Origin of the sequence: Kitasatospora albolonga (assembly GCA_002082585.1) — a bacterium.
In the GTDB taxonomy this organism is placed as follows: Bacteria; Actinomycetota; Actinomycetes; order Streptomycetales; family Streptomycetaceae; genus Streptomyces; species Streptomyces stephensoniae.
On record CP020563.1, the window covers coordinates 4,903,710 to 4,916,347 of the forward strand.

Annotated in this window: 12 protein-coding genes and 1 pseudogene; 3 read left to right on the plus strand and 10 right to left on the minus strand. The window is 71.2% G+C overall.

Annotated features, from left to right (window positions below; genetic code table 11):
* Positions 1-58: 58 nt before the first annotated feature.
* Positions 59-514 carry a hypothetical protein gene (locus B7C62_21615; protein ID ARF74537.1) on the minus strand — a complete coding sequence of 152 codons (456 nt, stop codon included), beginning with the start codon at positions 512-514 and terminating at the stop codon, positions 59-61.
* A 22-nt stretch (positions 515-536) separates the two neighbouring features.
* On the opposite strand from B7C62_21615, the gene B7C62_21620 reads away from it, so the two are divergent.
* Both B7C62_21620 and B7C62_21625 read left to right on the plus strand, forming a co-directional pair.
* Positions 537-1,202 carry a zf-CGNR multi-domain protein gene (locus tag B7C62_21620; protein ID ARF74538.1) on the plus strand — a complete coding sequence of 222 codons (666 nt, stop codon included), beginning with the start codon at positions 537-539 and terminating at the stop codon, positions 1,200-1,202.
* A gap of 15 nt (positions 1,203-1,217) precedes the next feature.
* Positions 1,218-1,607 carry an activator of HSP90 ATPase 1 family protein gene (locus B7C62_21625; GenBank protein ARF74539.1) on the plus strand — a complete coding sequence of 130 codons (390 nt, stop codon included), beginning with the start codon at positions 1,218-1,220 and terminating at the stop codon, positions 1,605-1,607.
* A 147-nt stretch (positions 1,608-1,754) separates the two neighbouring features.
* Here the strand turns inward: B7C62_21625 and B7C62_21630 are convergent, their stop codons facing one another.
* The 3 genes from B7C62_21630 to B7C62_21640 form a co-directional block, all read right to left on the minus strand.
* Complete coding sequence (locus B7C62_21630) at positions 1,755-2,216, minus strand: hypothetical protein (GenBank protein ARF74540.1); 462 nt, start codon at positions 2,214-2,216, stop codon at positions 1,755-1,757.
* Between the two features lie 18 nt (positions 2,217-2,234).
* Complete coding sequence (locus B7C62_21635) at positions 2,235-3,221, minus strand: EamA family transporter (protein ARF74541.1); 987 nt, start codon at positions 3,219-3,221, stop codon at positions 2,235-2,237.
* A 161-nt stretch (positions 3,222-3,382) separates the two neighbouring features.
* Positions 3,383-4,246 carry an NAD(P)-dependent oxidoreductase gene (locus B7C62_21640; protein ID ARF74542.1) on the minus strand — a complete coding sequence of 288 codons (864 nt, stop codon included), beginning with the start codon at positions 4,244-4,246 and terminating at the stop codon, positions 3,383-3,385.
* A gap of 237 nt (positions 4,247-4,483) precedes the next feature.
* Here B7C62_21640 and B7C62_21645 point away from each other — a divergent pair, with 237 nt between their 5' ends.
* Positions 4,484-4,819 (plus strand): transcriptional regulator, encoded by a 336-nt coding sequence (locus B7C62_21645; GenBank protein ID ARF74543.1) that lies wholly within the window; start codon positions 4,484-4,486, stop codon positions 4,817-4,819.
* Positions 4,820-4,990: 171 nt separating this feature from the next.
* Here the strand turns inward: B7C62_21645 and B7C62_21650 are convergent, their stop codons facing one another.
* The 6 genes and pseudogenes from B7C62_21650 to B7C62_21675 form a co-directional block, all read right to left on the minus strand.
* Complete coding sequence (locus B7C62_21650) at positions 4,991-6,064, minus strand: 2-oxoacid:ferredoxin oxidoreductase subunit beta (GenBank protein ID ARF74544.1); 1,074 nt, start codon at positions 6,062-6,064, stop codon at positions 4,991-4,993.
* A complete protein-coding gene (locus B7C62_21655; protein ARF74545.1) occupies positions 6,057-8,021 on the minus strand; it encodes a 2-oxoglutarate ferredoxin oxidoreductase subunit alpha in 1,965 nt (654 codons plus the stop codon). The genes B7C62_21650 and B7C62_21655 overlap by 8 nt, the downstream gene beginning before the upstream one ends.
* Before the next feature lie 515 nt (positions 8,022-8,536).
* Entirely contained in the window at positions 8,537-9,196 is a 660-nt protein-coding gene (locus tag B7C62_21660; GenBank protein ARF74546.1) for a DNA-binding response regulator, read from the minus strand.
* Between the two features lie 251 nt (positions 9,197-9,447).
* Positions 9,448-9,660, minus strand: a pseudogene (locus B7C62_21665) (hypothetical protein).
* Entirely contained in the window at positions 9,657-11,036 is a 1,380-nt protein-coding gene (locus B7C62_21670) for a histidine kinase (GenBank protein ARF74547.1), read from the minus strand. Before B7C62_21670 ends, B7C62_21665 begins: the two are co-directional and overlap by 4 nt.
* A gap of 282 nt (positions 11,037-11,318) precedes the next feature.
* Positions 11,319-12,509: a histidine kinase gene (locus tag B7C62_21675; protein ARF74548.1), complete on the minus strand. Its 1,191-nt coding sequence runs from the start codon at positions 12,507-12,509 to the stop codon at positions 11,319-11,321.
* Positions 12,510-12,638 lie beyond the last annotated feature (129 nt).

The window sequence follows — 12,638 nt, forward strand, 5'->3', positions numbered from 1 at the left end:
CGTTCCTGCGTCACGATGGGGTATCGGGCCTTTTCGAGCTTCCGGCTTCCGGCAGCCCCTAGCTCACGCAGAACTCGTTGCCCTCGGGATCTGTGAGGACGAGCCAGCTGCCGCCCGGTTCGTCGACCGCGTGCAGGATGCGCGCGCCCAGGGCCACCAGCCGTTCCGCTTGCGTGTCGCGTTCGCCGGGGGCGGTGTGCACGTCGATGTGGAGGCGGTTCTTCACCGTCTTCGGTTCCGGGACCCGCTGGAACAGCAGCCGCCGCCCCAGCCCCGTACCGCTTCTCTCGTCGTACGGGTCCTCCGGGTGCCGCGCTGCCGCGAGGTCACGCCAGGCACGGCGGCCGTGGGCGTGGGTGGTGGCGGCCTCCGGTACGGCTCCGGCGGCGAGCAACTGCTCTACCAGGGCGCTGTTGTCCTCGACCAGGTAGCCCAGGGCCTCGGCCCAGAATCCGGCCTGGGCGTGCGGGTCGGCGCTGTCGATCACGAGCTTCCAGGACAGGGTGTGTGTCATGGAAACCGTTTATAGTGGTTACATGAGCGGAAGGGCAACGGACACGCCGGACACGTTGAGTACGGGGAGCGCTGGGGCTCCGGGTGCGCAGGGGATGGTTCTGCGGCATCCGGACGGCAGCTCGTTCCGGTTCGATCCGGGCGCCCTGTGCCTGGAGCTCCTGCCGACCGGGGGGCCGGGCCCGCTCGCGTACTTCGAGGTGCTGCACGGGCCCGAGGATCTGGTGCGCTGGGCGGGGGAGAGCCGGCTGCCCGGCGGGCTCGGCCTCGCCGTGCGCCCGGCCGAGGTGGCGGCCGCCCGGGCGCTGCGGGACGCGCTGTGGCGGGTGGCGGAGGCGCGGGTGGCGGGGCTGCCGCTGGGGGCGGACGACCTCGCCGTGGTGAACGGTGCGGCGGCGCACCCGCCCCTGACCGCCCGGCTGACCGCCGAGGGGGTGCGGGAGTGGGCGCCGGGGGCGACCGGGACCGGGCTGCTCTCCACGGTGGCCCGTGACGCGGTCGAGCTGTTCACCGGGGCTTATGCCCACCGGGTCCGTACGTGCGGCGCGGACGACTGCCGCCTGCTGTTCGTCGACACCTCCCGGCCGGGCAGGCGGCGCTGGTGCTCGATGGAACGGTGCGGAAACCGCCACAAGGTCCGGGCGCACCGCGCCCGGTCGACGACGACCACCACCACCACTGCTGGCTGAAGGGTGTTGTGCGCCATGCCTACCGGACTCACTCAGGACGCGGGCTGGGAGATCGGTGTCTCCCGGACGATCCAGCAACCGCCGCAGGCCGTATGGGAGTTCATCACCGGACCGGAGGGCGTTTCTCTCTGGCTCGGCGCCGAGGGGCCGCTCCCGACGGAGAAGGGCGCTCCGTACCGTACGGCCGACGGGACCGAGGGCGAGATCCGCAGCTACCGCCCCGGCGACCGCGTCCGCCTCACCCACGGCACCTCCACGGTCCAGGTCACCGTGACCCCCGGCAGCTCCGACGACCGGGCCGTGCTCCGCTTCCACCAGGAGCGGCTGGCGAGCGCGGAGGAGCGCGAGGAACGGCGTACGCACTGGAAGGCTGTGATGGACCGGGTGGTGGCAGAGCTGACCTGAGCCGGGGCTCCGTGGCCGTACGGGCGGGGCATTTCATCCTCGTACGGGCTGGGCTTTCGGACCTCGTACGAGCGAGGCTTTCATCCTCGTACGGGCTGGGCTTCGCACCCGTACGGGCGGGCTTTCGGACCTCGTACGGGCCGGGCTCTACGTTGTGCGCGGTGGGCAGGCCCCGCAGGTGTGTCCGTCCGTCGCGGCCAGCAGGCGCGCGGCCGTGTCCCGTACGGCCTGCGGCGCGGAGGCGTCGGCGGCCAGCCGTGCGGCCGTGGGGCGGCCCGCCGCCACCGCCTCGTGCGCTGCGCGGGTCCACTCGGGGTGCTGGGCGTGCCCGGCGGCGAGGATCGTGGCGAGCAGTTCCAGGACGCCCGCCCGGTCCCGTACCGTCTCCGTCGCCGCCAGCTCCCACAGGAACGGCACGGCGGCCACGGTCGAGTCGAACACCGCCGGGGCGCCTATCCACTGGCCCAGGTCGCTCAGCGCGTCCTCGGCGGTCGGGCCGTCACCCCAGGCGATCCGCGACAGGGTGCCGGGAACCTGGGACGCGGAGCCATACGCATGCCGCAGCTCGTGCCACCGCACGTTCCTCATCTCGCCCAGGACAGTCCCCATCCGGGCACTCAATCAGCCTTATCGGACCGCGTCCACACCATGGCGGCCCTGATCCGGGGTGACGGGCGCGGGGGCCGCCGTGGCGGTCGCCAGCAGTTCCGCCGCCAGGGCCCGGTTGCGGCGGGCGTTGCGCAGGGCGTCCCAGGTCAGGAGGGACAGGGCCAGCCACACCAGCGCGAACCCGGCCCACCGCTCGGGCGGCATCGCCTCGCGGAAGTAGAGGATGCCGAGGGCGAACTGGAAGACCGGCGCCAGGTACTGGAGCAGCCCCAGCGTCGAGAGCGGTACCCGGATCGCCGCCGCCCCGAAGCAGATCAGCGGGACCGCCGTGACGATGCCCGTCGCGGCGAGCAGCGCCCCGTGGCCCAGGCCCGCGGGCCCGGCGGTGAACGTGGACGCGCCGGTGGCCGCCAGCCAGAGCAGGAAGCCGAGCGCGGGCAGGAAGAGGACGGCGGTCTCGGCGGCCAGCGACTCCAGGCCGCCCATGTTGACCTTCTTCTTCACCAGGCCGTACGTGGCGAAGGAGAACGCCAGGACCAGGGAGATCCACGGCGGACGCCCGTAACCGATCGCGAGGACGAGTACGGCGGCCAGGCCGATGGCGACCGCGATCCACTGGACCGGGCGGAGCCGCTCGCCGAGCAGGAGGACGCCCATGGCGATGGTGACCAGCGGGTTGATGAAGTAGCCGAGCGATGCCTCGACGACGTGGCTGTTGTTGACGGCCCAGATGTAGAGGCCCCAGTTGACGCCGATGGTCACCGCCGCCAACGCTATGAGGCCCAGCTTGCGCGGATCGCGGACCAGCTCGCCGATCCAGGCCCAGCGCCGGATCACGAGCAGGGCCACCCCGACGACGGCCAGGGACCAGACCATCCGGTGGGCGAGGATCTCGACCGCCCCGGACGGCTGGAGCAGCGGCCAGAAGAGGGGCACGAGGCCCCACATCCCGTACGCACCGACTCCGTACAGCAGGCCGGCCCGCTGTTCGTTCTTCCCCTTCACGGGCCCCTCCCGGACTGCCTGCGCCGACGCGTCTGCCGACGGGACGACGGTAACGCCGGAAGGGCCTCCTGTCATAGCCGTATTCGGTAAACACTCATGACACTCGGGGAGGGGGGTGGGCGCTCGCTGGGCAGCCCAGGTGCCGTTTTGAGGGCGGCGGCTCAGGCGTCGGTCTTGAGGGCGGCGCGTACCGAGGTGGCCAGTGGCGTGGTCGGGCGGCCGATCAGCCGGGCCAGGTCGCCGCTCGTCCCCGCGAGCAGGCCGCGCGCGACGGCCTCGTCCACGTCGGTGAGGATCGCGGCGAACCCTTCGGGGAGGCCCGCGCCGACCAGGATCTCCTGGTGCACGGCGGCCGGGACGTTCTTGTACGCGATCTCCTTGCCGGTCGCCTCGGACAGCAGGGCCGCGAACTCGGCGAACGACCAGGCGGTGTCGCCGCTCAGCTCGTAGACCTTGCCGAGGTGGCCCTCGCCGGTCACCACGGCCGCGGCGGCGGCCGCGTAGTCGGCCCGGGCGGCGGAGGCGATCCTGCCCTCGCCCGCGTTGGCGACGACCGCGCCGTGCTCCAGGGCGGCGGCGAGGTGGGCGGTGTGGTTCTCCGTGTACCAGCCGTTGCGGAGGAACGTGTACGGCAGCCCGGCGTCGAGGATCAGCTGCTCGGTGGCCTTGTGCTCGTCGGCCAGCAGGAAGTCCGCGTCCGGCCCGCCCAGGATGCCCGTGTACGCGAGCTGCGCCACGCCCGCCGCCCTGGCCGCGTCGATGATCGCGGTGTGCTGGGCGACCCGCTTGCCCACCTCGCTGCCGGAGATCAGCAGCACCCGGTCGCCGGGCCGGAACGCTCCGGCGAGCGTCTCGGGGTGGTCGTAGTCGGCGATACGGAGCTCGACGCCCCGGGCGGCGAGCGCGGCGGCCTTCTCCTTGTTCCGGACGACCGCGGCGATCTCTCCGGCCGGGACCGTGGCCAGCAGTTCATCGATGACGAGGCGGCCGAGTTCTCCGGTTGCTCCGGTGACGACGATGCTCATGGGGGCTCTGCTCCTGTTTCGGGGGGTGGGGCTTTCCCGGTCGAGCGTACGGCGAGCACTAACTGAGAGAAAGTACCCACTTTGAAGTAAGGTACTGGCATGGGAGTTAGTGATCAGAGGACAGGGAGCGCCGGAAGTACGGGGAGTACGGGGATTCCAGGGAACACGGGGAGTGCGGGATCGGCCCCGGTCGGCCTGCGAGGTCTGCCGACCCCCGTCCAGGACGTCAACCAGCCGATGTGCCCGTCCCGTCTGGTGCTGGAGCATGTGACGAGCCGCTGGGGCGTCCTGGTCCTGGCGGCCCTGCTGGAGCGCTCGTACCGCTTCAGCGAGCTGCGCCGCACGATCGGCGGGGTCAGCGAGAAGATGCTGGCCCAGACCCTTCAGACGCTGGAGCGTGACGGCTTCGTCCACCGGGACGCGAAGCCGGTGATCCCGCCCCGGGTGGACTACTCGCTGACCCCGCTCGGCACCGAGGCCGCCGAACAGGTGTGGGCGCTCGCCCGCTGGACCGAACGCCGGGTGGACGCGGTGCAGGCGGCACGCGAGGCGTACGACGAGGCCAGGGCCTGATCCTCCTCGGTGGTCGGGGGGACCGGGCCCGGGCCCTGTCTTGTGTCCGGGGCCTTCTCTCGGCTCCGCAGCGGCGGCCGGTGCTGTAGCCGCAGGGACAGCCCCGACCGCCGCTCCCGATCGCTGCTCCCGGCCGCCGCCCCGGCCGCCGCCTCAGCCGTCGTCTCGGCTTCAGCCGATGACGGTCCAGGTGTCGGACCCGGCGAGGAGTGCGCCGAGGTCCCCCTTGCCGTCGCGCTGCACGGCGGCGTCCACCTGGTCGGACATCAGGGTGTCGTAGACGGGCCGCTCGACGCTGCGCAGCACCCCGATGGGGGTGTGGTGCAGGGTGTCGGCGTCGGCCAGCCGCGACAGCGCGAACGCCGTGGTGGGGGAGTCCGCGTGGGCGTCGTGGACGAGGACCTGGGAGCGGTTGTCGTCGGTGACGGCGACGACTTCCAGATCACCGGTGGTCTGATTGCGGACGACGCCCTTGGAGCCGTCGGCTCCGAAGAGGATCGGCTGCCCGTGTTCGAGGCGGATGACGGCCTCGGCGGCCTGCTCCTTGTCCTTGAGGACCTCGAAGGCGCCGTCGTTGAAGATGTTGCAGTTCTGGTAGATCTCCACCAGCGCCGTGCCCGGGTGCTCCGCCGCCGCGCGCAGCACGCTGGTGAGGTGCTTGCGGTCGGAGTCGACCGTCCGCGCCACGAACGTGGCCTCCGCGCCGATGGCCAGGGAGACCGGGTTGAAGGGCGCGTCGAGCGAACCCATCGGCGTCGACTTGGTGATCTTGCCGAGCTCGGACGTGGGGCTGTACTGGCCCTTGGTCAGCCCGTAGATCCGGTTGTTGAAGAGGAGGATCTTCAGGTTGACGTTGCGGCGCAGGGCATGGATGAGGTGGTTGCCGCCGATGGAGAGCGCGTCGCCGTCCCCGGTGACCACCCAGACCGACAGATCGCGGCGGGAGGTGGCGAGCCCGGTGGCGATGGAGGGGGCGCGGCCGTGGATGGAGTGCATCCCGTACGTGTTCATGTAGTACGGGAAACGGGAGGAGCAGCCGATACCGGAGACGAAGGCGATGTTCTCCTTCGCGAGGCCCAGCTCCGGCATGAAGCCCTGCACCGCGGCGAGGACGGCGTAGTCACCGCAGCCGGGGCACCAGCGCACTTCCTGGTCGGATTTGAAGTCCTTCATGGACTGTTTCGCCTCGGCCTTGGGCACCAGCTGCAGCAGTTCGTTGTGCTGCAGTTCCTCGGTGTCAGGCATCGATGGCCTCCTTGAGGGCGGTGGCGAGCTGCTCGGCCTTGAACGGCATTCCGTTGACCTGGTTGTAGCTGTGGGCGTCCACCAGATACCTCGCCCGCAGCAGCATCGCGAGCTGGCCCAGGTTCATCTCCGGGACGACGACCTTGTCGTACCCCTTCAGCACCTCGCCGAGGTTTCTCGGGAAGGGGTTGAGGTGTCTCAGGTGGGCCTGGGCGATCGGCTGCCCGGCGGCGCGCAGCCGGCGGACGGCGGCGGTGATCGGCCCGTACGTCGAACCCCAGCCGAGCACCAGCGTGCGGGCGCCCGCGGGGTCGTCGACGGCGAGGTCGGGGACGGCGATGTTGTCGACCTTCGCCTGCCGGGTGCGGACCATGAGGTCGTGGTTGGCCGGGTCGTAGGAGATGTTCCCCGTACCGTCCTGCTTCTCGATGCCGCCGATGCGGTGTTCGAGGCCGGGGGTGCCGGGGACGGCCCAGGGGCGGGCCAGGGTCTGCGGGTCGCGCTTGTAGGGCCAGAACACCTCGGTGCCGTCGGCCAGGGTGTGGTTGGGGCCGGTGGCGAAGGGGGTCTTCAGGTCGGGCAGGCTGTCCGTCTCCGGGATGCGCCAGGGCTCGGAACCGTTGGCCAGATAGCCGTCGGAGAGCAGGAAGACCGGGGTCCGGTACGTCAGGGCGATCCGGGCCGCGTCGATCGCGGCGTCGAAGCAGTCGGCCGGGGTCTGCGGGGCCACGATCGGCACCGGGGCCTCGCCGTTCCTGCCGTACATCGCCTGGAGCAGGTCGGCCTGCTCGGTCTTGGTCGGCAGGCCGGTGGAGGGCCCGCCGCGCTGGATGTCGATGATCAGCAGCGGCAGCTCCAGGGAGACCGCGAGCCCGATCGTCTCCGACTTCAGCGCCACCCCCGGCCCCGATGTCGTGGTCACGCCCAGCGCCCCGCCGAACGCGGCGCCCAGCGCCGCCCCGATCCCGGCGATCTCGTCCTCGGCCTGGAAGGTCCGCACACCGAAGTTCTTGTGCTTGGACAGCTCGTGCAGGATGTCCGAGGCCGGGGTGATCGGGTACGAGCCCAGGTAGAGCGGCAGGTCCGCCAGCTGCCCGGCGGCGATCAGGCCGTAGGAGAGGGCCAGGTTCCCCGAGATATTGCGGTAGGTGCCGGTGGGGAACGCCTGGGAGGCCGGGGCGACCTCGTAACTGACGGCGAAGTCCTCGGTCGTCTCACCGAAATTCCACCCCGCCCGGAAGGCCGCCACGTTCGCCTCGGCGATCTCCGGCTTCTTCGCGAACTTCTGCCGCAGGAACGTCTCCGTCCCCTCGGTCGGCCGGTGGTACATCCACGACAGCAGCCCGAGCGCGAACATGTTCTTCGACCGCTCGGCCTCCTTGCGGGAGAGCCCGAACTCCTTGAGCGCCTCGATCGTCAGCGTCGTCAGCGGCACCGGGTGGACGTTGTACGCCTCCAGCGAGCCGTCCTCCAGCGGGCTGGTCGCATAGCCCACCTTCGCCATCGGGCGCTTGGTGAACTCATCGGTGTTCACAATGATCTCGGCGCCGCGCGGCACGTCGTCGATATTGGCCTTCAGAGCGGCCGGGTTCATCGCGACCAGGACGTTGGGGGCGTCGCCGGGGGTGAGAATGTCATGATCGGCAAAATGCAGCTGGAAAGAGGAAACCCCGGGCAGAGTGCCTGCGGGGGCCCGGATCTCGGCCGGGAAGTTCGGCAGGGTGGACAGATCGTTCCCGAAGGAGGCCGTCTCCGAGGTGAACCGGTCACCTGTGAGCTGCATCCCGTCACCCGAGTCACCCGCGAAGCGGATGATCACCCGGTCCAGGCGGCGGACCTCTTTCCCGTCGCCGCCGGTCGTTCCCGTCGTACCTGACAGGGGGGCGCGCTGACCCCCGAGGACGGCGTCATTGGCCTCATCGGCCTTCTCTGCCGCGCTACTGACCTGGCTCGTCACTGAACTGGACCTCCCTTGGGGCGGCGGTTCGGAACCGTCCGGCCAGCCGGCGGTCCCAGAGGCAACCCTACGTCCGTGCGGTTCGCCCTCCAGGGGCCGATCATATGGTGGACGCTGTTTTGAGACACCCTTTTAGCCCGTTTTGCCATCTTCCTTAAGCCCCCCGATCGCTGGATGGACGTGCTCTGCTCGTAGGTCTTTCGTGCTAGGCCCTCCGTAGCCCTTCCGCCCAGGACTGCCCGGCGGAGGTCTGCCGGACACCCCTGGCGGAGATCTGCGGGGCGCACGCCGGGTGCTCGTCGGGCGCCTGCGGGGCGCCTGCCGGGTGCCGGTAGGTGTCGGTGGTTGCCGGTGGGCGTCGGTGAGTGCCGGTGAGTGTCCGTCGGCGGCTCGGGGTGGGTGGTCCGGTGGGCGGGCTGGTGGATGGCCTGGTGGAGGGGCGGTCGGGGCGGGTGGGTGGTCGAGTGGGCGGCTGTGTGGGCGCCCGGGCGGGTAACTGACAGGGTGTCAGATCGCTAGGAGTTCAGATAGGTGAGTACGGCGAGGACGCGCCGGTGGTCCCCGTCGCTGGGCGAGAGCCCCAGCTTCTGGAAGATATTGCTGACGTGCTTCTCCACCGCCCCGTCGCTCACCACGAGCTGCCGGGCGATCGCCGAGTTCGTCCGGCCCTCGGCCATCAGACCTAGAACCTCCCGCTCGCGCGGCGTCAGCCCCACCAGCACGTCCTGCTTGCGGCTGCGGCCCAGCAACTGCGCCACCACCTCGGGGTCCAGCGCCGTCCCGCCGCGCGCCACCCGTACGACCGCGTCGACGAACTCGCGGACCTCGGCCACCCGGTCCTTCAGCAGATACCCCACGCCCCGGCTGCTGCCCGCCAGCAGCTCGGTGGCGTACCGCTCCTCCACGTACTGCGAGAGGACCAGGACCCCTGTCCCCGGATACTCCTTCCGCAGCCGCACCGCCGCCCGTACGCCCTCGTCGGTGTGGGTCGGCGGCATCCGCACATCGGCCACCACCACATCGGGCAGTGCCTGCTCCGCGTCGAGGTCCGCCACGGTCTTCAGCAGGGCCTCGGCGTCCCCCACCCCGGCGACCACGTCGTGCCCGAGATCGGTGAGCAGACGGGTGAGACCTTCCCGCAGCAGGACCGAATCCTCGGCGATGACTACCCGCACTCTGTTCTCCACGTGCTCCACGGTGCTGCGCCCCCGCTGTTCTCCGGTGATTCCGCGCTCTCGCGGCTCTGCCTGCTCTGCCTCTTCACGGCCCGCGTCTCCGCGTCCGACACCCTCAGCATCCCAGGCCCGGGGCACGGATGGGGGGCCTGTGGATAACGTGCCCGATCGCGCCGCCCCGCCCGGAAATCCGGCATCGAATGCAGACCGACGGTGAGGCTGCGCGGTGGGCGGGTGGTGGGGGCGGGGTGGAGCGGTGGCCGAGGGGGAGGCTGGGCCGTGGGCCGTGGGCCGTGGGCCGTGGGCCGTGAGGCGTGAGGCGTGAGCCGTGAGGCGTGGGGCGTGGGGCGTGGGCCGTGAGGCGCTGGGCCGTGGGGTGCTGGGCCGTGAGGCGTGGGCCGTGAGCCGTGAGGAGTGAGGCGCTGGGCCGTGGGGTGCGGGGCTTGTGGGGTGAGCTGGTTCAGCCGCGCCAGGGCAGTTCGGCGGTGACCGTCGTCGGGCCGCCTGCCGGGGAGTCCACCACCAGGACCCCGTCCACGGCGTCCAGCCGTTCCGTCAGCCCGGCCAGACCGCTGCCTGCCGAGACCGCCGCGCCGCCCCGCCCGTTGTCGGTGACCTGGAGCATCAAGCGGTCCGCCGTACGCCACACATCGACCGTGGCCCGGGTCGCCCCCGCGTGCTTGCTGACGTTCTGCAGGAGCTCCGAGACGGTGAAGTACGCGATGCCCTCGATGGCCTGTGCGGGCCGTGCGTCCAGGTCCACCTCCACCGTGACGGGGACGGTGCAGCGTGAGGCGATGGCGGAGAGTGCGGCGTCGAGGCCGCGGTCGGTGAGGACGGCGGGGTGGATGCCGCGCGCGAGGTCGCGCAGTTCCTGGAGGGCGACCTTCACCTCTCCGTGGGCCTCCTCCACCATCCGCGCCGCCACCTCCGGGTCATCGGCGAGCTTCTCCTTCGCCAGGCCGAGATCCATGGCCAGGGCGACGAGCCGGGCCTGCGCACCGTCGTGGAGGTCCCGTTCTATACGGCGCAGGTCGGCGGCGGCGGTGTCCACGACCACGCCCCGGTCCGACTCCAGCTCGGTGACCCGGGCGGACAGCGAGGACGGGCCCAGCAGACCGGACACCATCAGCCGGTCCACCGAGACCAGCCCCTGCACGATCCACGGGGCCACCAGCACCAGCACCAGGCCCACCGCACCCGTCGCCGCCAGTTCGAGGGGGGAGTCCAGGTACTGCGTGTGGGTGCGGTCCCCGTACAGCTGGATGCCGTCGGTCCCCACGAACACCGGGAAGATCCAGTGCCACAGCGGGTACGTCAGCGCCATCAGGCCGTACCCCCAGAACACCACCGACACCGAGAACGTGAACACGGCCCAGGGAAAGTGCAGCAGAGTGTAGAGAAGGTGACGCCAGGAGACCCCGCTCTTGAGGACGGCGCTCATCCACGACATCGGGCTGCCGGTCTTCCCCCGCACCCGGGCGGGCTCCGCCACGTCCAGCTTCAGCAGCCCGCGCGCCCGGGCCCGCTCCATCGCCCCGAACCCCCGGCAGACGGCCAGGCCGACCGCGAGCAGCGGAACCCCGACGAAGGTGATGAGCAGACCGGCGCTCATGGACGTCATGGTGACCGAGAAGACGAACATCACCGTGGCCAGCGGCAGGCTCAGCACGGCATAGAGGAGCTCGCGCCAGCTACGTGCCTCCAGGGGCGCGCGCAGTACAGCAGGGAGGAAGTGGTCCCCCGGGGACTGCCCCCGGGACCCGGGGTACTGACCCGTGTGGTCGCGCATGCCCGACTCCCTGTGGTCCCGCGTGTCCGGTCCGTATGCCGTGGCCATGAGTGCCGTCCGTTCTTTCTCTTCTGCCGATTCTTCTGTCGATCACTTCTGCCGATCGGCGGAGCGCTCCGCTTTCCCGCTCCGCGCCCACGCCCGTGCTCGTCGTTGCTCGTGCTCGCCGTTCGTGCTCGTCCACCGCGGACCGTGTTCTTCAAGGGTGCTCGGCCGTGCTCTCCGGCACCATGCAGCCGGTCTCCGTATCCGTCCGGGGGTTTTCCCCACCCCCGGACACACTTCGGGGGTGCCCGGACCGCTCGGAAGCGACCACGGGCCCGGGGGCGCTCACGACACCCGGCCGGCCGCCGGAGCCCGGTCGCGCCAGGGCAGCTCGGCGGTAACCGTCGTCGGGCCGCCCACCGGGGAGTCCAGGACGAACAGCCCGTCCACCGCCCCCAGCCGCTCGGCCAGCCCCGCCATCCCCGTACCGCCGTCGATCCGGGCCCCGCCCGATCCGTCGTCCCTGACCTGGAGCATCAGCCGGTCCGCCGTACGCCACACCTCGACGGAGGCCGACCGGGCACCGCTGTGCTTGCTGACGTTCTGGAGGAGCTCCGAGACCGTGAAGTACGCGATGCCCTCGATCGCCTCCGCCGGACGCCCCGGCAGATCCACCGACACGGTGACGGGGACGGTGCAGCGTGAGGCGATGGCGGAGAGTGCGGCGTCGAGGCCGCGGTCGGTGAGGACGGCGGGGTGGATGCCGCGCGCGAGGTCGCGCAGTTCCTGAAGAGCGACCTTCACCTCTCCGTGGGCTTCCTCCACCATCCGCGCCGCCGCCTCCGGATCGCCCGTCAGCTTCTCCTTCGCCAGCCCCAACCCCATCGCGAGGGCGACGAGCCGGGCCTGCGCACCGTCGTGGAGATCCCGCTCGATACGGCGCAGATCGGCGGCGGCGGTGTCCACGACCACGCCCCGGTCCGACTCCAGCTCCGCGATCCGCCGCTCCAGCTCGTCCGAGCGCGACAACAGCCCCCGCACCATCGCCCGGTCAACCGCCGTCAGCCTCCGCGCGATGAACGGGAGCACCGGCCACAGGACGAACAGGCTCACCAGCGTCACCGTGAACGTCAGCACCCCCCACGGCAGCCGGACGAACGCATACAGCAGCGAACGCCAGCCCACCGGGTCCTTCAGCCCCGACCAGAGCCGGGGAAAGAACCCCTCCTCACGCCGACCGAGCGTCAGCGGACTCGGCTCCTCGATCCGCACCCCGAGCAACGACCGTGCCCGGCCCCGCTCCAGCCGCCCCAGCCGCCGCGCGCCCCGCAGCCCGACGACGAGCACCGGCAGCCCGATCACGGTGACGGCGAGCCCCACACCGACGGCGATCACCAGGATCGCGTGGACGAACCCGACGATCGCCATCGGCAGGTTGACCAGCAGATGCGCGATCTCCCGCCAGGTCCACCGGTCGAGGGCGAAGCGGGCGGGCGGCAGCTCGTCGGGGGCCGGTACGGAAGGGCTCATGGTCATGGCACCAGCCTGCCGGGCCGGTTCCGCGCACGCCATGGGGCTCGTGGGTGGCATGAAGTAGGGATAACCCCACCTCGGCGCGACGCGGCTGCTTACTGTGCGTTTATCAGGGCCTAGACTCCCGTGCGT